The sequence below is a fragment of the Planctobacterium sp. AWM4_229 genome, from assembly GCF_056160305.1.
Genome location: NZ_JBSWWX010000006.1, coordinates 198,298 through 224,845 on the forward strand (window position 1 = coordinate 198,298; position 26,548 = coordinate 224,845).

23 protein-coding genes and 1 tRNA gene are annotated in these 26,548 nt (G+C 45.8%); 7 read left to right on the forward strand and 17 right to left on the reverse strand.

Annotated features, from left to right (window positions below; translation table 11 throughout):
- Positions 1-2 precede the first annotated feature (2 nt).
- Entirely contained in the window at positions 3-242 is a 240-nt protein-coding gene (locus ACXAGP_RS14770; protein WP_475262330.1) for a response regulator transcription factor, read from the forward strand.
- A 77-nt stretch (positions 243-319) separates the two neighbouring features.
- On the opposite strand, the gene ACXAGP_RS14775 is transcribed toward ACXAGP_RS14770, so the two are convergent.
- Together ACXAGP_RS14775 and ACXAGP_RS14780 are read right to left on the reverse strand one after the other, a co-directional pair.
- A complete protein-coding gene (locus ACXAGP_RS14775; RefSeq protein WP_475262331.1) occupies positions 320-1,261 on the reverse strand; it encodes a nucleoside hydrolase in 942 nt (313 codons plus the stop codon).
- Positions 1,262-1,338: 77 nt separating this feature from the next.
- Positions 1,339-3,303, reverse strand: coding sequence for a methyl-accepting chemotaxis protein (locus tag ACXAGP_RS14780; RefSeq protein ID WP_475262332.1), 1,965 nt, complete (start codon positions 3,301-3,303; stop codon positions 1,339-1,341).
- 279 nt (positions 3,304-3,582) lie between these two features.
- Between ACXAGP_RS14780 and ACXAGP_RS14785 the strand changes: the two genes are divergently transcribed.
- Positions 3,583-4,704, forward strand: a complete 1,122-nt coding sequence (locus tag ACXAGP_RS14785; RefSeq protein WP_475262333.1) for a beta-ketoacyl-ACP synthase III — start codon at positions 3,583-3,585, stop codon at positions 4,702-4,704.
- Between the two features lie 64 nt (positions 4,705-4,768).
- Here ACXAGP_RS14785 and argR read toward each other — a convergent pair whose 3' ends face one another.
- Positions 4,769-5,230: a transcriptional regulator ArgR gene (gene argR, locus ACXAGP_RS14790; RefSeq protein WP_475262334.1), complete on the reverse strand. Its 462-nt coding sequence runs from the start codon at positions 5,228-5,230 to the stop codon at positions 4,769-4,771.
- A 273-nt stretch (positions 5,231-5,503) separates the two neighbouring features.
- Between argR and mdh the strand changes: the two genes are divergently transcribed.
- Both mdh and ACXAGP_RS14800 read left to right on the forward strand, forming a co-directional pair.
- Positions 5,504-6,439 (forward strand): malate dehydrogenase, encoded by a 936-nt coding sequence (mdh, locus tag ACXAGP_RS14795; RefSeq protein ID WP_338291356.1) that lies wholly within the window; start codon positions 5,504-5,506, stop codon positions 6,437-6,439.
- A gap of 80 nt (positions 6,440-6,519) precedes the next feature.
- On the forward strand, positions 6,520-7,431 hold the full coding sequence (locus ACXAGP_RS14800) for a DUF2059 domain-containing protein (RefSeq protein ID WP_475262335.1): 912 nt from the start codon (positions 6,520-6,522) through the stop codon (positions 7,429-7,431).
- Here the strand turns inward: ACXAGP_RS14800 and ACXAGP_RS14805 are convergent.
- Positions 7,428-8,042 carry a YigZ family protein gene (locus ACXAGP_RS14805; RefSeq protein ID WP_475262336.1) on the reverse strand — a complete coding sequence of 205 codons (615 nt, stop codon included), beginning with the start codon at positions 8,040-8,042 and terminating at the stop codon, positions 7,428-7,430. The genes ACXAGP_RS14800 and ACXAGP_RS14805 overlap by 4 nt on opposite strands.
- Before the next feature lie 154 nt (positions 8,043-8,196).
- Between ACXAGP_RS14805 and ACXAGP_RS14810 the strand changes: the two genes are divergently transcribed.
- A tRNA-Leu gene (locus ACXAGP_RS14810) sits at positions 8,197-8,283 on the forward strand.
- Positions 8,284-8,511: 228 nt separating this feature from the next.
- Here ACXAGP_RS14810 and ACXAGP_RS14815 read toward each other — a convergent pair.
- The 13 genes from ACXAGP_RS14815 to ACXAGP_RS14875 form a co-directional block, all read right to left on the reverse strand.
- Positions 8,512-8,673 carry a hypothetical protein gene (locus ACXAGP_RS14815; RefSeq protein ID WP_475262337.1) on the reverse strand — a complete coding sequence of 54 codons (162 nt, stop codon included), beginning with the start codon at positions 8,671-8,673 and terminating at the stop codon, positions 8,512-8,514.
- A 310-nt stretch (positions 8,674-8,983) separates the two neighbouring features.
- A complete protein-coding gene (locus ACXAGP_RS14820) occupies positions 8,984-9,694 on the reverse strand; it encodes a hypothetical protein (RefSeq protein WP_475262338.1) in 711 nt (236 codons plus the stop codon).
- Positions 9,691-9,954: a helix-turn-helix transcriptional regulator gene (locus tag ACXAGP_RS14825; RefSeq protein WP_475262339.1), complete on the reverse strand. Its 264-nt coding sequence runs from the start codon at positions 9,952-9,954 to the stop codon at positions 9,691-9,693. Before ACXAGP_RS14825 ends, ACXAGP_RS14820 begins: the two co-directional genes overlap by 4 nt.
- A 440-nt stretch (positions 9,955-10,394) precedes the next feature.
- Positions 10,395-11,345, reverse strand: a complete 951-nt coding sequence (locus ACXAGP_RS14830; RefSeq protein ID WP_475262340.1) for a glycosyltransferase family 2 protein — start codon at positions 11,343-11,345, stop codon at positions 10,395-10,397.
- Complete coding sequence (locus ACXAGP_RS14835) at positions 11,321-12,139, reverse strand: hypothetical protein (protein WP_475262341.1); 819 nt, start codon at positions 12,137-12,139, stop codon at positions 11,321-11,323. Before ACXAGP_RS14835 ends, ACXAGP_RS14830 begins: the two co-directional genes overlap by 25 nt.
- An 88-nt stretch (positions 12,140-12,227) precedes the next feature.
- Positions 12,228-15,044: a ligand-binding sensor domain-containing protein gene (locus ACXAGP_RS14840; RefSeq protein ID WP_475262342.1), complete on the reverse strand. Its 2,817-nt coding sequence runs from the start codon at positions 15,042-15,044 to the stop codon at positions 12,228-12,230.
- 10 nt (positions 15,045-15,054) lie between these two features.
- A complete protein-coding gene (locus ACXAGP_RS14845) occupies positions 15,055-16,728 on the reverse strand; it encodes a hypothetical protein (RefSeq protein WP_475262343.1) in 1,674 nt (557 codons plus the stop codon).
- A 35-nt stretch (positions 16,729-16,763) separates the two neighbouring features.
- The gene (locus ACXAGP_RS14850; RefSeq protein WP_475262344.1) at positions 16,764-18,416 is read right to left on the reverse strand and encodes a hypothetical protein; all 1,653 of its coding nucleotides are present in this window, start codon (positions 18,414-18,416) and stop codon (positions 16,764-16,766) included.
- Between the two features lie 20 nt (positions 18,417-18,436).
- Positions 18,437-19,177, reverse strand: coding sequence for a hypothetical protein (locus tag ACXAGP_RS14855; RefSeq protein ID WP_475262345.1), 741 nt, complete (start codon positions 19,175-19,177; stop codon positions 18,437-18,439).
- The gene (locus ACXAGP_RS14860; protein WP_475262346.1) at positions 19,170-21,002 is read right to left on the reverse strand and encodes a WD40 repeat domain-containing protein; all 1,833 of its coding nucleotides are present in this window, start codon (positions 21,000-21,002) and stop codon (positions 19,170-19,172) included. The genes ACXAGP_RS14855 and ACXAGP_RS14860 overlap by 8 nt, the downstream gene beginning before the upstream one ends.
- Before the next feature lie 14 nt (positions 21,003-21,016).
- Positions 21,017-22,396, reverse strand: a complete 1,380-nt coding sequence (locus ACXAGP_RS14865; protein WP_475262347.1) for a hypothetical protein — start codon at positions 22,394-22,396, stop codon at positions 21,017-21,019.
- Entirely contained in the window at positions 22,393-23,670 is a 1,278-nt protein-coding gene (gene ribA, locus ACXAGP_RS14870) for a GTP cyclohydrolase II RibA (protein WP_475262348.1), read from the reverse strand. Before ribA ends, ACXAGP_RS14865 begins: the two co-directional genes overlap by 4 nt.
- Positions 23,671-23,998: 328 nt before the next feature.
- Positions 23,999-25,150, reverse strand: a complete 1,152-nt coding sequence (locus tag ACXAGP_RS14875) for a hypothetical protein (RefSeq protein ID WP_475262349.1) — start codon at positions 25,148-25,150, stop codon at positions 23,999-24,001.
- 106 nt (positions 25,151-25,256) lie between these two features.
- On the opposite strand from ACXAGP_RS14875, the gene ACXAGP_RS14880 reads away from it, so the two are divergent.
- Positions 25,257-25,613 carry a hypothetical protein gene (locus ACXAGP_RS14880; RefSeq protein ID WP_475262350.1) on the forward strand — a complete coding sequence of 119 codons (357 nt, stop codon included), beginning with the start codon at positions 25,257-25,259 and terminating at the stop codon, positions 25,611-25,613.
- A gap of 324 nt (positions 25,614-25,937) precedes the next feature.
- Positions 25,938-26,513, forward strand: coding sequence for a helix-turn-helix domain-containing protein (locus ACXAGP_RS14885; protein ID WP_475262351.1), 576 nt, complete (start codon positions 25,938-25,940; stop codon positions 26,511-26,513).
- Positions 26,514-26,548: the final 35 nt, after the last annotated feature.

Consider the following 26,548-nt stretch of genomic DNA (forward strand, 5'->3'; position numbering starts at 1 on the left):
CCATGTCTACTGTAAATTATGACTCTACAGAGAAGTGTGTATCAGCCTTGTCGAAACGCGAACACCAGGTAATGGAATACGTGGTAATGGGGCTATCCAATAAACTCATCGCCCGAGAGCTGTTTTTGACTGAACGCACCATTAAATTTCACTGTAGTAATATTTATCGCAAACTTTGCATTAAAAAACCGGGCGTCTTTAGCACTTTTTGCGAAACAAAGTGGGTTAATAACTGGCGGTGAAAGGGCAGCGTGACAATTGTGGATTACTGTTCGGCAAGGCGCTTGCGCCTTGCCGGTAATCACACGCCAAATTGAAGTTATATTTGATACTGCAGTTGGCGTACAAGATAGTCGATCACTGCCTGGCGGTCGGCCTGCATGGCAACTTTTACCAGCTTACCTTCGTCGTCTCGGTAGGTGTTGCCTTCTGATGGCTCGCTGGTGCGCACTGACAGGCGAATGTCGTGCCAGTCAATGACATTATCGTCTAAACCCAGGCAACAGGTGGCCATGACATCCCACAAGTAGTAGGTAAATTCGTAAGTGGGAATCGATGCCACGGTACAGGCCCAAAACTGCCCTGCAAGCTCTACCAGAGGGTAAGAACGATAGGCCGACAAGTCTTTTAAGAAAGCCATGCTGATGGGTAAACAGTTGGTGGCGTCCAATGGCATAAACCACAGTGGTGCGCCAGATTTTAACAGGCTATCTGCTGCTGGTGCGTCCCAGTAGACATTCCACTCAGCGCTGCCGTCGTGATTGTAGTTGGCTACATTACCCTTGGTATCTACCGCACCGCCCATCCAAATCACCTTGTGCAACTTGTTAAGGCAATCGGGGGACTGTTCCAGCGCTTTGGCCAGATTACTGCAGGGGCCAGTCATCAACACCGTCATCGGCTCGTCACTGGCTAACAGGGCACTTTGCATGTATTCGTGGGCAGCTTGTTTACTCACTAAAGACCAATCATCTTCGCAGGACAACATGGTGGGTAGGGCATTCACCATCTTGGGTTGGGCTCGCCAGTCATAGTGAAATGGATTAACACCGTGCAAGTTACCTTGCGCAACCACGACGTCTTTTCTGCCAAATAGATCTAGTATTTTTAAGGTACTTTTAGTGGCATCCGTTAAAAAACAATCGGCGGGAGTAACGCACACAGCCTTAAGGTCGATATGTTCCATGGTAAGTAGTAGCATCAATGATAGTAAGTCATCTACACCACCGTCATGGTCAAATATCACAGGTGTTTTTTTCATGGGGAGTTCCCTCCTTTTCCTTCAATACAAGAACAAAAAAGGGGCCGAAGCCCCTTCAGATTTATCAGTTTATCAAGTTATTTCACTTTAAATTTGCCTACTAATCCGTTTAGCTGGCTGGACAGGTGCATCAGCTCTTGGGCATTGGAAGCCAAGGTATCACTGGAATTGGCAATACCTGTTACCGAGTTTCCTATCTCAGAAATATTGTTATCAATCTGAGTGGAGCTTTGGTTTTGAATCTCGGCAGAGCGGGCAATCTCATCCAGGCGCGTTCTGATTTGAGCTACCGCGGTACTGATGTCTTCAAAAGATTGATTCGCATGGCTGGACTGTGATGTCGCTTGTTCAGATTGCTCCAGACTTGAACTCATTTTTCCGGAAACAAAACGCGTTTTGTCTACCAGGTTGTTAAGCATAGTGTCTATTTCTTCCGTCGCGTCATGAGAGCGCTTGGCCAGGGTACGAACTTCATCGGCAACTACGGCAAAGCCTCGGCCTTGCTCACCGGCTCGCGCAGCCTCAATGGCGGCGTTTAGTGCTAACAGGTTGGTTTGCTCTGCGATACCACGAATAACACTCAAAATTTGAGTGATGTTGCTACTCTCGTTTTCCAGCTCCTTCATAGCAGAAGCCGATTCGCTGATGGTACTACTCAAGCGAGTGACATCATTCACCATAGCGCCAATGATTTGGGTACCTTCTTTGGCTGAAGTTTCAGCATTGGATACCATTTCAAGGGTATTGGAACAGTTGGCTGCTACTTCTTTTGATGTTTCAGCCATTGCTGAGGTGCCATTGGAGGAGTCTTCAATGGCTTTTTCCTGCTCATGGCTGGCATCTTTGATACTGTCTACAATGTGGCCTATTTGCTGCGATTTGTCGGCCAGTAGTTGCGAGTCATCTTTAATGTCTTGCACCAGTGAGCGTATAGAATCTAAAAATTGGTTAAACCACCGAGCCAGATCGCCGGTTTCGTCCTTAGCATCTACGGCTAAACGTTGGGTTAAATCTCCCTGGCCGCTGGCAATGTCTTTTAATCCTTTGGATACCACGAGTATTGGTGCTACCAAGCGCTTCGCTTGATAAATCCCGAGGAACACAAAAACACCTACCATGGAACCAGCAAGTAATATAATCAACAGGCTCATGGCATAAGTGGGGGCTAGAATTTCGCTGCTATCAATAATGCCGATAAAGTGCCACTTGAGGGTAGGGGAGTAGTAAGTGGTTACTTGCACGTCTGAATCAAGATGTTCAGTATTAAAGTTGGATGACGCGCTACTTCTAAGCCGTTTTGCCAGCTCTTTATAAAATGGCGAGTCTATCTGGCCCACTTTTTTGAAGTTATTGCGCGGTGTTTTTGAATCTGCCAACACTACGCCGTTATCGTCTACCAGCACCAGATAACCTGATTCCCCCAACTTGATGGACTTCACTATATCGGTCAAGGTGGTGAGTGATACATCCATGGATTGCACGCCAATTGCACGTCCAGAGTCATCACTGATGGAATACATAACAGATACCATAGGGCCGCCCGTTACCCCTTGGTAAGCATCGGTAATCCCTGCTTGATTAGGATTGCTCATGCCCTGTTGATACCAAGGGCGTTTACGTGGGTCGTAACCGCCAATGGATTCTGCAGGATATTGAATGAAGCCGCCTTGTGGTGTACCCAGGTAAACGTACAACAGTTCTTCGTGAGTGGTACCAAACTGACGATACAAATCGAATATCTCAGCTTCCACAGGGTGGGCATTCAGCGGATCCATCATGCGCTCATCGCCGAAGTAAGTGCTGGTTTCCAGCGGCACTGATTTCACTAGTGGATGTGCGGCCAGAAACTTGGCGTTGGATTTAACCTGCTCAAAAAAGAGCTTGAAGCTGTTGTCTATCTGGCGAATTTCATTTTGAGTCGCCGAAATAAAGTTATCTTTTGACTGACTGGTAGTCTTAGAAATGCTAACGATGGCGATGATAAGCGTTGGTAAAATTACCGAAACCGCAATGGCCAAAATTAACTTTTGCTGCATTTTCATAGGCGTTCATTCTGTGTTTATTGTTATTACTATTTATGAAACATCCATGTAACGCGATGAGCATGTAGGGATTGCTCAAAGTCACGAATCTTTCACTTAAATGTACATTATCATCGGCATAATAGGTAGAACGATGACCAATAAATCGCAAATTTATTAAAAAATTGTACATAAACTTGCGTTGCGACATGGTTACAGAGGCATGAATTGAGCACGGATAAATGACTTTTTCAGTACTTATGGTTAAGCTAAAGACTGTTTTATTAAAGGCAAGAAACAATGACCCAGGTAGTGATTAGTGGTTCAGGCTTGTGGACCCCAGAATTTAGCATCAGCAACGAAGAGTTGGTGGATAGCTATAATCAATTTGCAGACAAATTTAACGCTGAGCACAGCGACCAAATCGAAAGCGGAGAAATTGCCGCTAAACCCCATTCCAGCGCAGAATTCATTTATAAAGCGTCGGGCATAAAGAGCCGTTACGTTTACACTAAAGACGGTATTCTTGATGTTAATCGTATGCGTCCGATAATTCCGGAACGCGCTGAAAATGAGCTTTCCAATCAGGCAGAGATTGGTGTTAAGGCCGCCAAACAGGCATTAGAAGCAGCAGGTAGAAAGGGCAGTGAAGTTGATGCCGTAATCGTATCTTGTGCCTATACACAAAGAGCTTACCCAGCTGTCGCTATTGAAATCCAGGAAGCATTGGGTATCGATGGTTTTGGCTTTGATATGCTGGTGGCTTGTTCGGCAGGAACCTTTGCCTTGCACCGCGCCTGGGAGATGGTGAAATCCGGCACGGCGCGCTCGGTGTTAGTGATCAACCCTGAGTTGGTAACGCCGCAATTAAACTTCTGTGATCGCGATAGTCACTTCATTTTTGGTGATGTGGCCACGGCGATGGTGGTGGAAGCGGCAGATTACAGTGTTTCTGACAATCAATATGAAATACTGAGCACCTCGGCCAAAACTAAATACTCTTCTAACATTCGTTCCAATTTCGGTTACATGAGCCGTGCTAATGATGTGGACGCCTTTGGCACTGATAAGTTGTTTCATCAAGAAGGCCGCAAGGTCTTTAAAGAGGTGTGTCCGATGGCAGCCGAGCACATCCTGGCCCACATGGGACAACACAATCTTACCGCCAATGACGTTAAGCGCTGGTGGTTGCACCAAGCCAATATCAATATGAATATGTTGATTGCCAAGAAGATTCTAGGCCGAGATGCCAATCCTACTGAAGCTCCAGTGGTATTAGATCGCTATGCCAATACGGCTTCTGCTGGTTCATTGATTGCCTTTAATTTGCATCAAGAAGATATGCAGGCAGGGGATTATGGAGTGTTGTGTTCCTTTGGTGCTGGTTATTCCATTGGTAGCCTGGTGGTACAAAAACGCTAAGTTTGCCTTATTAAAAAGCAAAGCCCGCTTATTGCGGGCTTTTTTATTTTTTAAAGAAAAGTAATTAAACGGTTTCGAATAAATCTTCTACTTTCTGGCGTATTTCTTCAATTTGGTCCACTGAAGAAGGCGCAATAAAGATGGTGTCGTCACCGGCTATGGTGCCCAATACGCCATCAGAGCGTCCTAGTGAGTCTAGCAAGCGAGCGATGAGCTGCGCAGCGCCTGGTGTGGTGCGAATAATGATCATCACACCATTGTGCTCAACATCCAGAACCAGCTGTTTTAGCGGGCTTTTGGCAGTGGGCATGCCTAATTCAGGGGGTAAGCAGTAAACCATGTCACCTTTGGCATTTCTGGCCCGTACTGCGCCAAACTTGCTCAGCATACGAGATACTTTTGACTGGCTGATATTGGCAAAACCCATGCTCTTTAGTACTTCGACGATTTCGCCTTGAGAGCCGTAAGACTCAGCTTTTAAAACTTCTTTAAACGCCTTTATTTCTTCTTCTTGTTTGCTGGTCATCTTTGATTTTGCTCGCCATTCAATGTGAGGGGCTATTTTGCCGACATGTAACAAAAAAGTAAACGTTACAACTGATGATGATAATGTGTATTGATTTTGCAGAAAATGACCATACACTAACCGACTGATAGATTAACTGATCGGTCCTCTTTACGACTAAATTTGATTTAGCTCACAAAGAAGACGGCTTCGCAGCCTGACAAAGCAATATAGTATGACTATTCTTGAGGCAGGCTAAAAACGCGATATTTTTGCACTTCATAGGAGAATAAAATGAAAGTAGCAGTTTTAGGTGCTGCCGGTGGTATTGGACAGGCATTATCCCTTCTTTTGAAAACTCAATTACCCGCGGGTTCTGAATTGTCACTGTACGACGTTGCCCCAGTGGTACCGGGTGTTGCTGTTGATTTGAGCCACATTCCTACTGATGTGAAAGTACAGGGGTTCGGTAAAGACGACCTGACTGACGCGCTGAAAGGTTGCGATGTGGTACTTATCCCTGCTGGCGTACCAAGAAAGCCAGGTATGGACCGCTCTGACTTGTTCAACATCAACGCGGGTATCGTACGCAATCTGGTAGACGCGATTGCTGATACTTGTCCTGAAGCGTGCATCGGTATTATCACTAACCCTGTTAACACCACTGTTGCGATTGCTGCTGAAGCACTTAAAAAGAAAGGTGTTTACAACAAAAACAAATTGTTCGGTGTAACTACTCTGGACGTTATCCGTGCTGAAACCTTTGTTGCTGAATTGAAAGGCTTGAGCCCTGAAGCAGTGCACGTTCCGGTAATTGGTGGTCACTCTGGCACCACTATTTTACCACTGTTATCTCAAGTTGATGGCGTGCAGTTTACTGATGAGGAAGTGGCATCACTGACTACTCGTATCCAAAATGCGGGTACTGAAGTGGTTGAAGCAAAAGCGGGCGGCGGCTCTGCAACACTTTCAATGGGCCAGGCGGCGGCGCGTTTCTGCTTGTCTTTAGTCGATGCTATGAATGGTCAAAACGTAGTTGAATACACTTATGTTGAAACCAACAGCGATGACGCTGAGTTCTTTGCTCACCCGGTACGCTTAGGTCCTGCAGGTGTTGAAGAAATTCTGCCATACGGCGAGTTAAGCGCTTTCGAACAAAAAGCTAAAGACGACATGCTGGAAGGCCTGCGTGGTGACATCAAATTAGGTCAAGACTTCGTTAACGGCTAAGCCTTGCTTTAGTTATTAATTTAGAGTAAAAAACCAGCCGGTTGGCTGGTTTTTTTATGCCGTTTTTACAGGGATTTAGTATGAGAAGGTTATCAATTACTATTGTTGGATTGTTGTTGCTGAGTTCTTCGCAGGTATTTAGCGCAGAAATACAAGACGAAGAGCACAAGATGCAATTGGTGGAACGCTTGTTTGAAGTTTCGTTTGGCGATGAAATTGAAAAGCGGAGAAAAAAGCGCATCGCTGACAACCTGGAGCGAGAGAAAAAGAACATTCGTGCGACGTTTCAAACCGATAACAATGAGCATCTTTTCAAAGAGTATCTCAAGGATTACGAGGTGCTAATTTCCAGACATCAAGAACAGTTGCTGTCACAAATCGCATTAAAGCAGCAGTATGCAGATTATTACACTGCTGATGAGCTACAAGAACTCATCGCTTTTTATGAAAGTGATATCGGACAAAAAAGAGCAAAATTTAACGCCAAAAGGTTCTCCTACGATGAGGCGTTAGCGCTTAGAAAGCAACATCGAGAAGAATTGAACGCTTTGAAGGACGAATTTCTGTTTGCCATACGTGAGACAGGGGAGTTGTGGGAGAATTATTTAAGTGCGCAAACGCCGATGCAGGCCATTGAGCACTCGGAAAAGAAACATCAATATGGCGTGAGTCACAAAGCCGTTTTCCAATTCGACATCAAACGAGCGCAACTATTTAATGGCTGGCTCTATTTAAACTCAGAAGAAGATTATCGCGACCGCCGTTGTCTGACCGTTAAGATTCCTCCTGAGTCAATCGATAAATTACGCGTTAACTATGGCCACGATATTGAGGGCGCACTGAAAGGTCGTAAACTCATGGTTAAAGGTGAAGCGAAACGTCATACAATCCGCTCTATTGGACCCAATAACAAACCAGTTTTCCCATACTACCAAACCCATGTATTGGTAGATGATCTCGAAAACCTGATATTTAGCGCAAAACCGGATTAATCGTCTATGGTTTGAATTTTTCCTTTGCTCAGCTCGATAAGTCTATCTTTACTAAGCTGCGCCAGCTGGGCAGGGATTTCAAGCTTGCAACAAACAACATCGCTATAGACTCTGTCGCTAATGATGCCGCCTTGTTCTTTTGCCACGTATTCCACTAAATTGACCTGATCGAAAGGTGCCCGCAGCTGTAAGCTGGTGACTGGCACTTTTTGCACTGTTTGCAACTCTAAAAGCGCCTGTTTTACGCCACCGCCATAGGCTTTGACCAGACCCCCAGTGCCCAATTTTATGCCGCCAGAATAGCGCGTGGTAATGGCAGTGATCTCGCCAACGCCACTACCAGCTAATTGGTTGAGCATAGGCTTTCCTGCAGTCCCGGAAGGCTCGCCGTCGTCGCTAAAGCCGTACAGTAAGGAATCCGATGGAGCACCTGCTACAAAGGCCCAGCAATTGTGTCTCGCATCATTAAACTCGGTTTTGATTTGGGCAACAAAGGCTTTAGCAGCTTCTATAGAAGGTGTGTGCATCAGGCGCGTTATAAAGCGGCTTTTTTTGATTTCTTCTTCAAAAATTACTGGGGTTGCGGGGATAGCGTATTGCTGATCGCTCATGGATTAATCTAATCGCTTGGTAATTTGATGATTTCCAGCAATCTTAGCATTTTTACGATTGACAAACACGCCGGGAAGCTTTATCTTTCGCGTCCGTTTTCGGGGATGTTGTCCTGAAAGCGTCGCTTTTCAAAACCTCATTTTTGATTAGTATGCCCAGGTGGTGAAATTGGTAGACACGCTAGCTTCAGGTGCTAGTGGCCGCAAGGCCGTGGCGGTTCAAGTCCGCCCCTGGGCACCATCCCTTTTTAATGCACTCCAACGCATTCCGTTGGCTGGCTCTACCCCATAAACGGGGGATCAGCATTCATCTCGTTCTATTGCGTTTCAATTGCTACGAAAGTTTAAGCTATCAGTCGGTTTCAGAGGGGGAAGGCTTTGATTGAGGGATATCCTGAATAAATCCGTCTTGGCGAGTTGCTACTGGACTATCTGACGAAATCAGGGGCTGAGGCAGCCCCTCTTTAAACTAAGCGTTTGATTCGCTTAGCCCTATCCAACTCAACAGAATTTCCACTGAGAATCCCGTTTCCTCCATTTGTGCCGGTGGGCGTTTTTTACCATCGGTTGCTAATGCACTGGTTGAAGCCAAAGTTAAGGTTACTGCTAAGATGATGTGTTTAATTTTCATTATTTACTCTCCAGGTTAAAAAATCACAAGTTAACTAAGAGTTTGATTCGCTTAACCCAATCCAACTCAACAGAATTTCCACTGAGAATCCCGTTTCCTCCATTTGTGCCGGTGGGCGTTTTCTGCCATCCGTCGCTAATGAACTAGTTGAAGCTAAAGTTAAGGTTACTGCTAAGATGATGTGTTTAATTTTCATAATTTATTCTCCAGATTAAGGTTTTGTTGTGTGAGATCCACTGATTGAAATTTATTCAAATGTGGGAAGGCTCCCACATTAGGATACGGCATTTTACTGGTGTTGGTAAAAAATCTAAGCTTTAAAGATTTGTTTCGATAGTTCTTTTGATGAGGTGTAAAAAAACAGACTTATGATGATCACATTTAAGGCATGTGTTACATGGGCGCTGTAAGTCCAAATGATTAAAGGATTGAGAGTAGTTAAGTGTCTGACAAGGTATTCCGCGACTGTCAGGGCGTGAACTAAAAAATGTGCTGATAACAGGATATAAAAATAAAAGTCGAGATCGAGGGAAACGGGTTCTTGCTTTGTAAATTTAGCCAAAATTACGGGACGCATGAGAAATACACTGCGCAGGCCCACTGCAAAGGATGATAATATCATGCCCCATACCACACCTCCTGGTGCAGGGTAGTCTGTAAAATACCAATATACTTCGGCACTGAACACGGAGATAAACAATACTGTAAACAGTTTAATGAAGTTATCCCACCTTAACCAAATACAGAGCAGCAGTGAGAAAAGGTAAATAGCTATTTTAACTGTCAGGGATTCAAGAGGAAGATACCAAATCGTGTATTCCCCTAAGCGCACAGTTGCAATAATGAGAACAATACTTAGTAAAGGGATATTCTTAATTACAGATAGGCCGCAGAACAACAAGACAAGATTAAAGACGTAGATAAATGCTTCTGCATCAAAGAAGTAATAAAACATAAAAGCGATTGCTGAAATGGCAATCGCTGGTCTTAAAGAAAGATTTGTGAAAAAGCTGCTAATCACTCTATGTGCATAGCTTTTTTAACCAGGTAGACAAATTTTGTTTTAGTTTCAATAGTTGCTGCAAATTTTGAATGAAACCACCAACGAGCGACGAAGCCCATCTCTAGCGATTGAATTGTGCCGGGGTGAAGTTTTTCTACTGCTATTATTGTTTCCCTGCTACAGCCTATTTTCTTTGCGAATTCAACTTGAGTAAAGCCAGAGTCTTTTCTTACTTGTCGTAGCATCGTGGCCAGATTTTCGTTTATTGATTTGCTCATTGATTTTTCCAAGTAGAACTTTCAACTTTTGATAAAGAAAGCCCATTACCTAAGTTACTTTTCCCTGTCACAAGGAAACAATTGTCACAAGGGAGCAATGAACGGCAAATCTTGTATGCCGCTCAAGGCTTTTTGTCAGAATATGCAGATAGTTTAGGGTAAAATTATGACCTTAACAAGCATTTTGAGTTAGGCTGCAACCACGATTATTCATAGAAGATTTGATACCTAATTGGGCCAAATAGTAAATCATCTTACGCAGCCCACACAAGCCTTTGATATAATTGATAAAAATATAAGTTAGTACAAGTTCACTTCAGGGGCATTGCCTTTGCGTCTGGCCTGGCGTATTTCTTTTCGTTCTCAACGAATGTTTCAATCACTGATACAGTAATGACCGCAATCGATGCACTACAAAGGCGTGTATTCATCTCCGTGTGTTAATTCAAAACGGGCTCCGCTGTTTCATTTTTCAGTTGCAAGCCGCACAAAGTGGAATAACGCGCAACAAAGTCTGCGGCTGCAATTTCAACGGTCTTGTTTCTGGTGTTTTGCGCTTGCTGTTGAATTTCACGGGCGCGGTTGAGTATGGCTTTTTGCCAATCCAGGTTGTTTCGATAGCCATCCTGTGTGGCTTCAGTGATATTCATAAGGGCATTTAAGGCACCATCCAGGCCGCTGCCATTGGCCCATTTATCACCAATACGTCCTTGATTGTGTTGCCTTGCGGCTGACAGGTTTTTATTCAGGTGCGCTACCTTGGGATGCCAGGCTAGTAATCTGATGTGATAGTCCCAATCCTGGAACATGCTAATGGCTGACCATAATCCGGTTTTTATGCAGGCTGAGCGCCGGAATAAACCCGAATCGGTGCGCCATTGACTTTTGTTAATAAAGGCGATGAGCAAATCTTCATTATTGGCGTAATCTCCATGACCGCCCACGTATACAGGTGCATTCCAGTCCGGCTGTTGGGTAAATTGTATGGTGGCAGACCAGACAAAATCCAGCTCTTCAGCATTTAGCAGGGCCACTTGTTCCGCTATTTTGTCTGGGTGTATGACATCATCAGAATCCAGAAACTGGATGAATTCACCCAGGCATTGTCGCAAGCCCTCGTTTCGGCAAAGGCTGGCGTTTCGGTGTTGCTGAAACTGATAGTGTACAGTTAACCCTGAGGATGTTTCTCGTTGCCTGAATTGTTCAATAAGCTGTTTTGTATGATCCTTTGAATCATCATCGATAATTAAAATTTCTATCGGGCGATAAGATTGTTGTGCAATAGAATCGAGGGTAGCTTTGAGCAATTCAGCGCGGTTGTGGGTTGGGATGATGACCGAAACCAGACCGCGCACGAAATTAGTGTTTATCCCGCTTTTTGATTGAGGCATTGCTCGTATTCCTTGATGCGTAACTTGAGATTTTTATCGAATACCTGCGCCAGTATGGCGATCACCTTTTTGCGATCACCGGGGCTCCAGCAGGCCCGGTTTTCCAGTCCATAGCCAGCCGCAGTCTTGTTGGCGTCTATTATGTACAGCTGACCATCCTGTTTGCAGCGCATCACGTCCAGCTCTCCCAAATCCATGCCGATTTCCCGGCTAAAGCGCAACATGTTTTGCATTTCTTGTGGGCTGAGTACGTCTGTTGCTGGCACAGGCGTTAACTTGTGGCGCTTGCACTGGCGGATATCGCTGGTGGGATAATCCCGTTGCGACACATAAACCAAAGGGATTTCCCCCAATATAACCGGAACCCGATATTCAATTTGTAAACCGTTTTCTCTGGTTTCGATAATGCGCTGATAAACCCAATCTTGCTGAATTGTATCCACCGGGCAATCCACTACGAAACCATGCCTGACTGCATTGCCATCGGGCTTGAAAATACATTTACCTCGGTATGTTGTGGGATCAATAAAGGTAGTTTGGCCAAATAAGCGATAAATGGTGTTTTCTACATGCTGCTTGCTGATATCCGTGCAACCTATGTTGATCACCGGTTTACTTTGAGCAATATCTTGCAATATTTCCGGCACCTGCAAAAAAGTTTTATCTTCCCATAATACGGCGGCGTCAAAGGGGGTGTCTGGGGTTAGTGTTACTGAATAGTCCAGATGATGAAGAATAACAGCAAGGCCATAAGGCTCTTTATCTGGATAGGTTGGCGCGCAAAATAGTTGCATGGTGTTCCCATTATTATTGATTATTTATTTTTAAATAGTCGCTCGGTTTAATTGGGCCGCGAAGCCCTGATCCGTCCGTTCAAATAAGTCAGCTTAAATAAGTGAGTTCAAAAACATTGCTACCGACACAGGCATATAAGGTGCCGGAATCACTGTCAAAAGCGATGTTGCTAATATGGTTTAGCGATGCTGGTAACGGCTGGCCTGATAAAGGACTGCTAGCAATGTCCTCAGAATAGAATAGAGCCGGTTTATTGCTTTTTTGGTCGAAGGTCAAAACTGCGGCTTTTCTGCACCTACTGGCATCGATTTTCGTTACCTGAGCATTGTTAGGCACTGCTTCGATTTGCGTTATCAGATTGTTCTCCAGACACACATTAAACAAGCCCTTATCAGTACCCAACCAAAAATTTTGCGCGTCTATGGGATAAATGCAGGAAATAGTGCTGGTGTCGACAACGCGGGCCTGCTCACCACTGAGACGCAATTCCTCGCAGCGCTCTGTGACTAGCCAAAGCCGGGTACGTTCACGGCTTTGTGCCAATGATTCATCGTGAAATTGCACCTTGTTTATCTTGTTAAAGGCCACCAGAGTTTGAATATTTGAGTTTGTGGCAAGGGCACTGACGGGACCACAAGGGATCTCTGGATAGCTATAGGTTTTTTCAGTACATTGCGATTTCTGATTGGCCAGAGCCAGGCCACTGCTTGCTCCCACCCACAAGCGCTCGTTATTGCAATGAGGATCTGAATTTGATAACGCCACAATATGTCTTGATGGTAGCCCACTAATCCGGGTTTCGGCTGTGGGTTTGATTACTGGCTGGTTGCTGTCCACGTATTCAAAATACAAACCCTCCTCATCAGAGCCTACCCAAACCATTGGTTTGCGCTCCAGCCTTGATACGCAAAGGTAAGGGCGGTGTGCTACTGCAATGGTCATGGCAATATCGCTGTGAATGTCTGTTGCTGCAACGGCTTCCGGACGCCCGCTGACCACCCAAGGGTGCTGCACTGCAAACTCCGAAGCGAAGTTTTGAGCACCCGCAGTAAAATTCTGCATATAGCCCGCAGCCTGGCCATTAAGGGTTAACCAGAATGCGCCTCCGCCTTGGGACGCTACCCACAGGTCTCCTCGTTCATCCACAGCCAGTGATGTCAGTGGATCTGCACCGAAAGCCGTCAGAGAAAGCAGCTCTGATGATGCACAGTCAAAGCGATATAACATGCCACTGCTATCAGCAATCCAGACCGCGTTATTAGCGTAGACAATAGCACTGACTTGCGTGGACAGGTTATCAAATAATTCAAATTTCGATTCATCTTGTTGGCACCGACAAAGCCCCTTATCTGTCCCAAGCCAAATAGTTTGTTCGTCGTCTATGGCAATGGCGGTCACGTTTAATGACGGTAAGCCTTGTTCTTCAGTGTATTGAATCCAGTTGTTTTGCTCTGTCTGTTGAAAAACACCACTTTGGGTGCCAACCCACAGTTTGTGGTGGTTATCCAGGTAAATGCTGGTTATTGATTGATTGGCAAATTGCTCGGTATACATTGCTGCTATCTTGTCATTGTTTTCTGATATGCAGCAAAGGCCCTTATCCGTGCCTATATAGAGAGCTTGTTGCGCTTTGTCAGCGAGTAGTGCCGTCACATTGTTGCTCGTCAGGCCATCATCTTCGGTATAAAAATGCCATGTTTGCGTGTCTAGCAGGTAGTGGATCAGGCCACCATAAGCGCCGGTCCACACTTCATTGTCCTTGAGTTGCGCCAGGCATTGCACGTTGTTGTTTGGCAAGTTATCGGCACTGCTGAGTGTTAACCATTCACCATTTTCAAGGTTATAGCGACTGATTGCGCCCCACGTACCAATCCAGACGTGTTGAGCACCACTTTTGATCACTGACATGGTATAAGTATCGGCGAATTCGGATGGGGTGGTATAGGTTTTCCATGTGGATTTTTCAGGGTTATACAGGCTCACCCCTCCGCCCCAGGTGGCTACCCAAAGGTTGTTGTTTGTGTCCTGAAAAAGCCCCCAAACCATGTTGTCAGTTAAGCCATCTGATTGGGTTAAGGTGATAAATGGCTGACAGTCAGGGCTGGCTATGTTTTCACTGTGATAGTGGCTGATCCCCATTCTGGTACCAACCCACAATCCGCCTGTTTCAGAATAAGACAGGGTTTGCACTGTGTTGGAGCCTAAGCCGGAATCGGTCTTAAATGTTTGCCAGCGGTTGTTCTTCAGGTTGTAGCAGATCAGACCGCGATTAGTGGCAAACCAGGTATTACCTTCTTTATCGCTGGTAATGCAGTTTATGCTTGTATGTTTGAGGTAATTTGTCCACTTTTTGCTTTGCCTTTCTAAACATGAAACACCGGTATTTGTTCCCACCCAAATATTGCCTTGTTGGTCTTGATGTAGGGTGTTCACACGGTCGCCAATTAAGCCATTCTGGGTGTTGTAAATCGTCCAGTCTGAAGCGCTGATTGCTGTTAAGTCTGCATCATGTGCTAACACCGCAATACCACCGCCATTGGTGCCGAACCAAATATTCTGTTGTTGATCTTCCAGCAGCGACCAGACAGAGTTGTTTGGCAGGCCATCAGCCATGAAAAGACTTGTCCATTCTCGTGTTGACGGGCAATAGCAACTGGTGCCATTGGCGGTGCCAAACCAGAAAGTATTGCCCTGAGTTTTGAGCATTGAGCGAATATCGGGATTTGCCAGCCCATCGACTTCAGTGAAGGTTTGCCAACGATTTTCATCGGGTTGAAAATAGCTGACTCCACTACCAGAAGTTGCAATATAAAATCCACGATGCTGGTCTTCTATGACCACTGTCGCTTTGGCATTGGCAATTCCGGCAGCGATAAACTGAATATCAATGGGGCTGGCGTTCATTTTTATAAGCCTACTTAAGGGATTGCTGCAATGATGAAGCTTTGCGGTTCATCAATTTGTCGTAATAGGCTTTGCGCTCTTTGGTGCTCATATCAGAAGAGGCTACTGGATCCACAAAGAAACCATTGCCAGCGATACCAAAACCTAAAAAGCTCATGTCTTGCCCTGCAACCTGTGCATTACCGTGACAACCCATGCAACCACCCATAGTCCACTCAGCGGCACCGATTTTATCGTTTTGTGGAGCGGGCGATACATTAGGTCCCGGTGCATTTGCTGCATTGCCGGGGAGTGCACGATTATTAGTAAAGGTTTCTTGATTACTGGAATTTGGGTTTACCACTGTTCCGGCAAACAGCTGCAGACCCGGCTGGCTGCTTTCCACTACGATGTTTGCCAGATAATAATCAAGCGGCACGGTGCCATTGTTGTCCGGGTAGCTGGTAGGGACGGCTTGTACGCCTTTCAGGCGATAGTTTCGCCACACAGAGTCTGCTGGCATAAGCGATGTAACCTGATTATTAACATCGTTGACTTCGGCGCTGATTGTTTTCAAACGCTTAACCGGGAACCTGGAATCGTCAGCTGCACCAGCAGCTGGTAGGGTGTAGTCCGTACGCGAATTTGATGCCGCTGTTTGCCCTGGAGCATTAACTGAATAAGCACCATAAGCGTTGGTTTGGGTAGGAGAGTCTGCTCCGTATTTTAATGTCGTATAGGATAAATCGATCTCTGGATCGATGATGGTACCTTCAGAGGTGACCACCGCATCCACATGTTCAAAGGTGGTAAAGATGAAGGTTTGATAATTATTGGTTTTCTGGATAATGTGCAATGCGATGAGAGCAAACTTATCAGAAACCGCTTCATAGTCTTCGTCATCACCAACATAATAAGTGGCTTCAACCTGATGAAACTTGGTGGGATCCACATTCTTCATATCGCTGACACGACGCCAGGCAGATTTCACCTCTATGGTGGATACCGTTTTCGCTTGATCACCAGTGACCACAGGGTGCGGGAATTCCAGGCTATCAGGCGCAAATCGTGCGCTGTTGATATCCCACACGTAATCCAGCTCAACATCATTGACTTTTGCCATAAATAGCACAGGGAAATCGGGATCAGTGCCATGGCTGTAATACAGCATGTTTTGGCTCACCTGGTTGTTTTCATCCAGGTTGACATAGTTGGCACCGGTTACCACTTTTTGCTCTGCAGTCCGGTTGTTACTGTTTTCACCTAAATAGTAATAGTAGGTAGGTACTTGATTTGCCGGGGAGGCGGGCTTATTGCCATCAGCCTTGTAATAAGGAAAGGCTTCAGCTCGATGATAAAAGCTTTGCCAAACGGTTGGGTTCGCCTGTGGTTTATAGCCATCAGTGGAGTTAAAGTTGCGACTGGCGTCTGGTTGCGCCCTACCGGCACCACTTTGCAGTGTTGCGGTAGTAGGTTGGTTAGCGGCAATAAATAAACGCCAGGCGTGGTTTGCCAATTGTGTTTGAGAGGCATTGGGCACTAATTCATTGGGGAACTGGTAGCCATTTTGAGTGAGTTCGGCAGCGCTGATGGCGCTACCATCGTCAACACCACCTTTGCCATTATAACCTGCATGAGCGGTACCCATGGTTAATAGTGCGCTCAATAGAGAAGCGCTTACTGTTTTGATTGTTGTCTGTTTCATTTCATTCACCTTTAGTGAAGTTGATTAAAAAATTATTACTTTGCTTTTGGCGACTTGAGTGGCTGCAACGCTTGGTAAATATGGCTTACATTAGTCGCAGCATCGTTGTTAGAGTTGTGACAAGAGAAGCAATTGGCGTGGTACACCGCGCCATCAATATCTGTTTGATATTGATAAAATGTTTCCATTGTCGTGTTGGCCAGGAACAATGAACCGCGGAAGTAAGTATTGGTTGGATCATTGTTTGTGCTGGGTGGGAACATCACCGGATAGCCACCAGGAATTTGTCCCTCAGCAGACCAAATGCCGCCTACTTGCAGGTAATTGCCTCGGATATCGCCATCGGCAAGTTTAGACAGAACCGACTTGTTAATAGAGGCCAGGTCCGTGTTATTAGCCAATGTTGCCTCTTTTAAGTCAGCCACATTTTGTACGTTGCCCCATGGATTAACACCGTAAACATCCACCGGGCCAATAGATTTATTTGGCTTGGCCACAATCGCTGTCGAAGCGGAACTACCGTCAATGTGTTGAGAGGTGGCGTTGGGTGTAATTTGAGCTGGACGAGTGCCGTTGTCCGGGAAGAAAACCCAATCGCCAGAAGCATTAAAAGATTGGGTGTTGGTGGTTTTTTTCTTGGCATCTACGTAGTAGTCATAGCTGTTATTCGGCTGGTTATTAACATGCTCAAAGGTACTCCAGATCATTTCCGGGTGGCCTGCAACTGTACCGCCAATATGGAATCCCACCATGGCCAGCGTTTTGGTTTCAGTTTCGCCGGAGTACTTCCACATCTTTTTCGGATCGGTGGTTCTGTCAAAAATCGGCACGGTAGCTTGGGTGATAAGGTAATCATCGCGATCTGTTACGGTATCCGCATCCACCCAAGAGATTTTTATCTCCATGATCATGGTTTTGGGATCAACCAGTTTTCTGCCATACAAGGCTGCGAGTGCATCCAGGTCAAACATTTGCGAGGTGTTGTAGGGAAACTCTTCGGGTAACTGAGACGCCAAAGGTTTGATCCCTTTTTGGATGAGGGGGGGAAGTTTGTCTATTAATGACGTATCACCGTTTTTGATAGCCATACCCGTTAAGTACATGGCATAGGCGTCATTGGAATAAATACTGTAATAAACCAGTGATTCTTTTTGCGAGATTAAAACGTCGTCTTCTCCCGCCTGGCCAAGCTCTATCGTCTCATCACCTTTACCCTCGCGCAGACCAATGGCTAATGTGCCGTTCGATGCGATGAATTCGCGTTTTTTGTCGCTTTCAACAGACACATCATAAAACTGCGGCGGGGTGTTAAATACGTGGTAGTTCTCATTGGCGCTGGTCATCCACAAAAACATTTGAGCGCCCCAACGATAAAAATCACAACGGGTATTGTTTTCGAAATCAGCGAATATTTTGTCGGTGCTGTCTGCTGGATCAACCGCCCCGTTGGCAATAACACTGTCACCTTTAAACCAGGTTTTGAATTTTGCATCTGACACAGTGCAAGTCATATCGACATCAGATGGTAGTCGTGCATTTTTCACGAACATATTGTTGGTGTCTGGGCTTTTTGCACCGCTTGAACCGACACATCCCGCTGTTAAGGTAAGCGTCGAAAGGGCTACAAGCAATGCGCGTTTACTCAATCGAGATAACGCATGGTGTGAATATTTGTTTAGCATTGACATGGTGTGTTCCTCTGCTGTGGTTAAGTGTTTAATTCGCTCACCAGCGAGCGAGAGTTTGGATTGCGAGATAATTCCAGTTTCAAGCTGTCGAAATTTTCTATTAGCTGTGCAAGTGGATATGGGTTTTGTTTGCGGCTTCTGGCCTGCAACGGCTGTGGGCGCAAGCCCAAAGCAGCCTGCAGGCGAATTTGCTCTTTGCTGTTAAATAAGTCTTCGTAGGCAAGGTGTGTGACATTGCCAACTAAGGTATTTTCTAATTCCGCGTAATAATGTTGATTGTAATGAATGGCCTCTAGAAGCGAACTGGGGTTAACCTTGACCGCCTTTGCTGCAGCATTTTCCTTATCGCTGTAGTCTTCCCAAATACCGGTTTGCTCGGCAATAAGTCGGGAAACATAAACCGCCACTTGATTGCGCCGAGTGAGCACAATTTTGTGAATGTTTGGGTCAGCGCAGACGCTTTTAAAGGCGCTGAGATGTTGCTTGTGGGTCATTTTAAAACCCACATGAGTACAGTTGAGGTTTTGCGACCAAAGAGATGCCATAAATCCGGCGGGATCGGCATTGCGCTGTGCCAATGTGCCAAGGCTAAAGTCGCTGTCACGTAGGGGGACAGCCACAAATATACCGTCTGGATTGAATACCTCATGGTGACACAACACATCGGGATGCGAGTGCAACATAGTGCACAGCAGATTACTGCCGGAGCGAGGCGCTGCCAGGATCACAAAGCGATGTGTTGTTGTCGAGAGTTTAGACATGGCAAACAGGCTCAACTCGTTGGATCATCGCACTGTAGCGGTTAATGATCTCGAGGCTGTCCGGATGTACCAGATACACTGAGCCATCGTAAGAGGTTACGGCGATATTCTGGTTTATGATGGCAATGCCACTGATACCGTTTTGGGCAATGGTTTTACGACTGACTTTTTCAGCAGAAATCTCAACCCGAAGAAGTTCTCCCCAATAATTTGTGACTATGACAGTATCATCGTTGACAAAGCTCAGGGCCTTCGGCGAGCGATTACCCAGTGGGATATTGGCGCACAATAAACCGCTATTTAAATCGTGAACCTTGAGGGTAAAGTCACGGCCTGCACTGGCTATAAACCTGCCTGACGGAGAAATATCTACATCATCTATGATGGCGGTATGGGCTTTATAGTCGGCAATAATCTCGCCATCAAAGTACCATGCGCGTAGCGTGCCTTCAGCGCAGCAGCTTACCCCAATAGGTTTGCTTGGATGTAGTGCCAGCGCTTTTACTGCGTTGGGGTGGATGGCCAGGCGTTGTTTTATCGTGCCTTTGTCGGACAGGTTCACCACAGTACCACTGTAGCAGGCGGCAAAAATATCCCCCTGATAGTCTGGTATAGTGGCAACCCTTAAGCAATTGAGTGGACCTTCGTCCAGCCGAACTTCCAGGTTACTGGTGGCACTGCGCTCAGGAAAAAAATAAAGGCACTGGTTGTGTGCACCAGCAATCGTATGCCGAGTAGTGGGCGACCAGGCAATGGCGTTCATCAGAATGCGCCCTTGGTCTGGACGTTTCTCTTGATTACAGTGTGATTCTTGAGGGGTTAAGGTGATGTCGCGTACGATACCGTCGTCACTGACAACCATCAGTTCATTATCGTTTTTGACAGCCAGGTCATTGAAACAAGCGTTGCCCTCACGGGATTTGTCCCCTATTTCATCCAACAATAACCCGGATTCAGCCGACCAGATAAGAACCGTGCCATCAAAACTGCCGGCAATAATTTGTCTACCATCGGCGCTCCAGTTAAAAGACCGCTCCCACAGCGCTTTATGATGGGAAAGGGTGCACACCAGCGCAAAATTGTGGTTGTCCCATATTTGGATCTTTTGATCGTAGGCGGCGGACAGAATATCGCCAGTCACCGGTGACACAGCCACTTTTTTAATGGCACTTTGATGGCCAGCAATTTCCTGAATCAATTCACCATTTTGCAAACCAAAGATACGTATAAAGCCATCGTCACAGCCCAAGACAATGCGATTTCGGGACGGGTCAATGGCGCAGGTATCAGTTTCTGTTTCAAACGGGCCAATCATATTCAGTTGTTTGCCTGTCTCCACATCCCAGACACGCAACGTCATGTCGTCACCTGAGGTGTAAAGCTTGCCGTTGCTATGGTTTATGGAAAGAACATCTTTCTCATGTCCCAGAATGATTTTTTCGATAGCACCATTGTTGAGGTCCCACAGTATGATGCGGGTGTCTCTGGAAACCGACGCACCTCGGGAGTCGGATAAAAACACAAAGTCCTCTACATCATCGTTGTGGCCGCGCAGCACGGTTTTTACTTTTTTCTCGCGCAAATCCCAGATGTAAACGTTGTAATCGGAAGACGCGGTGGCGGCGAAGTTGCCTGCATTGTCAACGCTGACGCGATTCACCAGATGTTCGTGATAACCAAGTAGTTCAACCTCCATGGAGGTGTAGTCAAATAGCGCTACGGCACTGTCATAGCCAGAGGTAATTATTTTATTGCTACGGGGAATATGCGTCGCACAGGTTATGGGTCCGCGATGACGGGTGAATGTGTGATCTAAGTCTGACATGGTAAAAGCCCTTATTAAAATTGCATGCTGATTTTGTTAATTTGCTGTGGGTGCAGTTGGTCGCAGTGGTTGCTCTCAAATTGTTTGGTGTATTCACTTACAGTAAGGCCATTGACTGCGGCATTGTTGTGATCAGCACCACTAATTTCACAGTTTGGTGCAACACTTTGCAGAGATTTGAGCCAGTCGATGTATTGCTGTTTGCGGGCATCGGCATCAAAGTGCCAATGACTGTAGATGGTGAAAAATGCGTTGCTCCACCAGAGGTAACTGCGCTTAAACTCCGCCAGTTTGTTTAACAAAGGTTGACGGTTGTTAAGCAGGTCGCAGGACAAGAATTGGTGTGGTAAGCGACGGCAATCTTGCCAGTGGGCTTTAAAGTTTTCTGCACCTCCCCATTTTTCCAGCTCTTGTTGCCACATCCAGGTGATGTCAGACCAATCGATATTGTCAGGTGTGGTGCCATCCCACAATTGATAAAACACATCGGGGTGGGGAAAGGTTTTGAACAGTTGGGCGATATATCTCGGGAAATCTTCACCGTCCCAATGCTCAATCATGTGCTTCTTAATATCCAGGGCACTTTGGCTGTAATCAAAAAATATAACCTGAGTGTTTTGTGTGAAGCCTTTTTCTAAAAGTATGCGATAGGGTTTGAAGCCAGCAGCAACGGAAAACAAGGCCTCCAGAGGCTGTGCAACCTGCTGTGCTTCAATCTCGCCGTAGTTTTCAATATTAAACAGGAACACCCCGTTTTTGGCGTTGTTGATTTGGCGGTTTATTTTCTCGATGAAGCGTTGTTGCGGACTTTGTTCTTCAAAGCTGAGCGAAGCATGAGCCAGTGGCTGGCCAAACAGTGTAGTTAATAACTGGGTGGGCTGCTCAAGTTCATCAAGGTAGAAACGGCAATGGTTGATATTATCTCCCAGTGTCGGCAGAGTCAGATTGTGCTTATGGCTTTGTGCAATCCAGTTAGCGCCTGAAGTTTCGCTGACGCCTCCAGTGAAGGCAGGTTTGCCAAGTGCGCGATATTTTTCAAGGTTCACTAACAAACAATCAGTGTTAAGCGCTTTAGTGTTTCTGTGGTTTGGCTCTGCAGCCACAAGGAAATTGTTTTTTGTTGATAGCGCTGCAATGGAATCGTAAAACCCTTGTTTACCCCAGTTAGATAAATACCAGCGTTCATCAATGATGTGTCCAGAGGCTTGAATCAAGCAAAAGTCAGCACTCTTGAGACTGGCCTTTGTCATGATTTCGTCGACAGTGGCTCTCTCAATGATTTCACCTTGGTAGCGGTATCGAGTCCAGGCAATAGTGAGTTCTCGCAGCTTTTTATAAGTTTTATCCGTCGCCTGGCATTCGCGACTCAACAAACCAAATATCGTGTTTTTCATATCGCAACATCCAATTGTTCTGTCAGTTGCTGGGATTCGGATTCGGTCAGGTTCACGCTAAGCAGTGTGCCCTTGCCAAACTTTTGTGCCGATATTTCGTCTTCCGGAAGAGTCTTAACCAGTTGCGTCAATGCTTGTACGGCCTCCGGTATTTGATGACAGGCCACGAAAACAGTGAGCTTGTCCACCGCATTTTGCTCAAGGAATGACTTGATCAGTGTCGGTCCTCCTTCAACGAGCAAAGATGTTACTCCTGCGCGTTTTAACTCTTTTAGTGGTGCAGTTAAGGAGTGGTTGGCGCTGTATATTGCGTGACAGCCACTGATACCCGCCACATCGGCTCCCACCACAAAGGTTTCTCTTGGTTGGGTGTCGTCTTCAATTTGAAGCGTGTGATGACCGCCAAAGATGACCCGATGGGGTTGGCTGGTAGGTTTCCTGCCGAGACATTCAGTACGACTGGTTAATTTTGGGGAATCGTTTATCCAGGTATTGGCACCCACCGCAATTGCATCATAAGTCTCTCTGAGACCATGCACCCGCTGCCAGTCTTTATCGCAGGAGATTGACAAGCATTGCCCTTTTGTATCTGCCAGCTTTGATTGTCTGGTGATGGCAAAATTAACATGCACAAAAGGCCGCTGCGAAATTTCTAGTGACCTATGGTTAACTTTTTCCTGGGTTTCGTAGAGTGAGCGGGTTTTAATCATGTGTCCCATTAGTTTTTGTTTGGTATCAAGGTAATCAATGGAACTGCAGGTTGGGGTGGCAGGAACGGGGATCCTGCCTGTAACGTCGATACCCAGCCCCGTTAGTTGCTCAATTTTGTCAGGGTTGTTGGTCATGAGTTTGATGGACTTTACTGAGAAATAATCGAGAACCCCTTTCACATCCTCATAGGTTCTGGCATCTACAGGTAAGCCTAATTTAGTATTGGCTTCTATTGTGTCGTAACCCTGCTCTTGCAAACCATAGGCGCGGATCTTGTTGGCCAAGCCAATACCGCGCCCTTCCTGCAATAGATAAAGTACGATGCCGTTATGCTGGAAGACATAATTCAAGGCATAGTCCAGTTGTTGTTTACAATCGCACTTTTGTGAGCCCAGTACTTCTGAAGTAAAGCAGGACGAATGCACTCTAACAGGGAGGTCGCTTTGCTGGTCCAACGTGCCGTGATGGACGGCAACAACGTCTAAACCTTGCGCGTTTGTGAAGATAGAAACGTCGAACGTCCCCATTTCCATAGGTAATTTTGTTCTGGCCTCAAATCTCATTTTGACTCCTTATCCGGCTTGAGAGAAACATCTTGTACTGTGCTCAAAACGTTCTTCGGATACTTTTTAATGGCCTTGTTAAGGTAATTAAAATATCCACAATAAAAATAGGTGAAGGCATGGACTTTAGCTATTACAGTGCCTTACAAAAACAGCGAAAGGGATGTAACACATTGAATTTAAAGGTAATAAAAGTAGCCATAAATATGACTGGAGTACTAAAGTGGAGCTCGCTGTTCAGGTCCAGGCCGCGCAGATCCCGGAGTTGGTATAGGTTTTTGAAATGTCAGGAAAAGTAAGAGACTAGCTGGTGGCTTTGAAAATGTGGCTACTTCCTGGGGGAGGGTTTTATTGGTTTGGGTTTTGGGGCTTGAGTCTTATTGTTTTGCTGTGCTTCGCGGCCAGGTGATGGGGTTCGAGGTGCTTCCCCTTTTGCCGCTTGAGTAGATGGTTGCTGGTTTTGTTGTTGTTTCTGTTGCGCTTCGACGCGACGCTTATAACCTGCGGGGTCTTTCAAGGCGCCGCGCAATTCTTTGAAAAAATCTTGAGCCGTAGGCTGCTGTTGCTGAGGAGCCCCAGTGTGTTGCCTTTGCTGTTGTTGCTCTTGTATCTGATGATTTTTCTGGGCCGCACGCTCCTGCTGTTTTTGTTGTGCTTCGCGCTTGAATTTTGCTGGATCTTGCATCGCCGTTTGCAAGCGTTTCATGAATTCCCCTGCGGTGATGTTGTCATCATTACTTTGCTGTGGTTGAGCTTGCATACTCGTTCTGCGGTTGTCCATTTCCCCATTGGGGTTAAAACCTGTATTTCCTGGAGGTTGCAGGAATCCGGGACGTTGTGGCGTTTCGCCGGGATTGGGTTTTTCCGCTTCGCCAATAAGCTTATCCATAAAGCCAGACATTAGATTAAAGCCCGTTTTTTGACCGAAGCTCATGTTCGCCCGGTCGGGATTTTTAGCGAAAGCAGCTCTTCCCAAATTTTGTAGCTGATCTTTGATACCAAACGTGTTGCTGTTGCCGGGCTGATTATTTTGGCGACCTTCATTCTTAATTTTGCCAAAGCCTTCAGGGGCCCCGAATACCGCATTGGCTCGACTCCTGGTTGGAGTGTCAAATACGGCATTGGCACGACTGCGCCCCGGTGCATCGGTGGTAGCGTTTGAACGAGTTCTGGACAAATTCGGCGATTCATTGGCAAAACCTTGCCTACCCTGGTTCTTGATGACACCAAAGTTGCTTTTAGGTTGATGTTTCGGTCCGTCGTTTGACTTCCCGTTATTGCCGTTCATATTTGAAATATATCGAAAAGAAATTCCGGAATCTTGTTCTCCTGTCTCTGCAATATCAGCGAAGTTTTTCTCGCTGTCAATTTTACTCAGGTAAACATTGTATTTTGTCCACGTTGCGCACATATTAGAAATATTGTAAGAGGAGAATTTACCGCCATTGCGAATCCAGAGTAGAAATTTTTTAAACAGCATCCGGTCTGCGGTAGAGAATAGAAAGATCTTTCGCTCTAAGCCGTCTACTGAGCAAAAGAAGCTTTTTGATAGCAAAATATTTGACCACAAGGAGTTGTCTTTTAAGGTGCGCAAGGCGCTTGTTGTACTGCAAAAAGGCTTAGCACAAGAGCGGCAAGAAACTAAACAAATGCTGGCGACGTACCACAAATACACTCGAGGTGAAGCGACAGAGCAAGAGATGCAGGAGGCTAATCAACAATTTCGGGATGTGATTAAGGGCTTGGGACTCAGCGTGGTAGTGATCTTGCCTTTTTCTCCCATCACGTTACCTGCAATTGTTAAGCTTGGGCAAAAGTTTGGTATTGAAGTGTTGCCCAGCGCGTTTAAAGAGCAGTTTCACCTTGAAAATGCAGAACAAAAACTGCAAATAAACTCTACCAATGAAAGTGTCGAGAGCAAGCAGGACACTAAAGCTCGCTAGCTGAAGAAACTGGTATTATGAGAGTCATACGCTCTCATGCCTGATAAGTTAACTTCTCTTGAAAGTGCTCCTATGTAATGAATTGTAATGGTTTGGAACATATACTCCGTGCAACTGTTTTTATGAAGGGTAAAATAATAACCTTTACAACAGAGCGAGTATCAAAATGTATTTAGAATTACCTTTAGTCGTGTTTTTAACCCATGGTTCCCCCCAAATGAGACCAGTTATAGAAAACTTGAAAGCAAGTTATGAATGCAATGTCTTTACCTCTTTGACTCGATTTAATGCCACTACCTTTAAAAAAAGATAAGTGCTGTTGTAGTGGATTTTGAGGAGGGCTTTTCAGCAGCAAGGGACAAATTGCAAGGGCAGGCAAGCACTGCAATTGTCATCGATTTACGCAGTACAACTTTTCAAATTGTCGGTACGCTGACTCAGCAGCCTACTGACCTGTTGATTCGTATATGCCAACAGGTGCTGAGCTCTTTGTCCATGTTTTCTTTTCCTGATTATCAGGCAGTATTCCAACACTCTGCTTTTTCTGATGTTGAAGTCAGTTCCAGGCAGTCACAACTGGTTGAGAAAGCCTGTGATTATATGTTGCAAAATCTTGATCGACATCTCACTCTGGTGTCCATTAGCCGTGCTTTGTACACCAATCGCAATACCTTATCTAACGCCTTTAAAAATGAGGTAGGTCAAGGGGTGGCAACCTGGCTTCGGCAGCAACGCATGACCAAAGCGATGGAATTGTTGGTGAGCACTGACAGGAGCATCCAGGAAATTGCAACCTCTGTGGGTTACCCGGATCAGGCTAATTTTTCTACGGCCTTTAAAAACACTTTTGACAAAAATCCACTACAGATGAGACGGCACAGAACAGACGAGCAGCGTTGAGGGCAACCTCTGGTCGATAACAGCCAAAGCTTGGG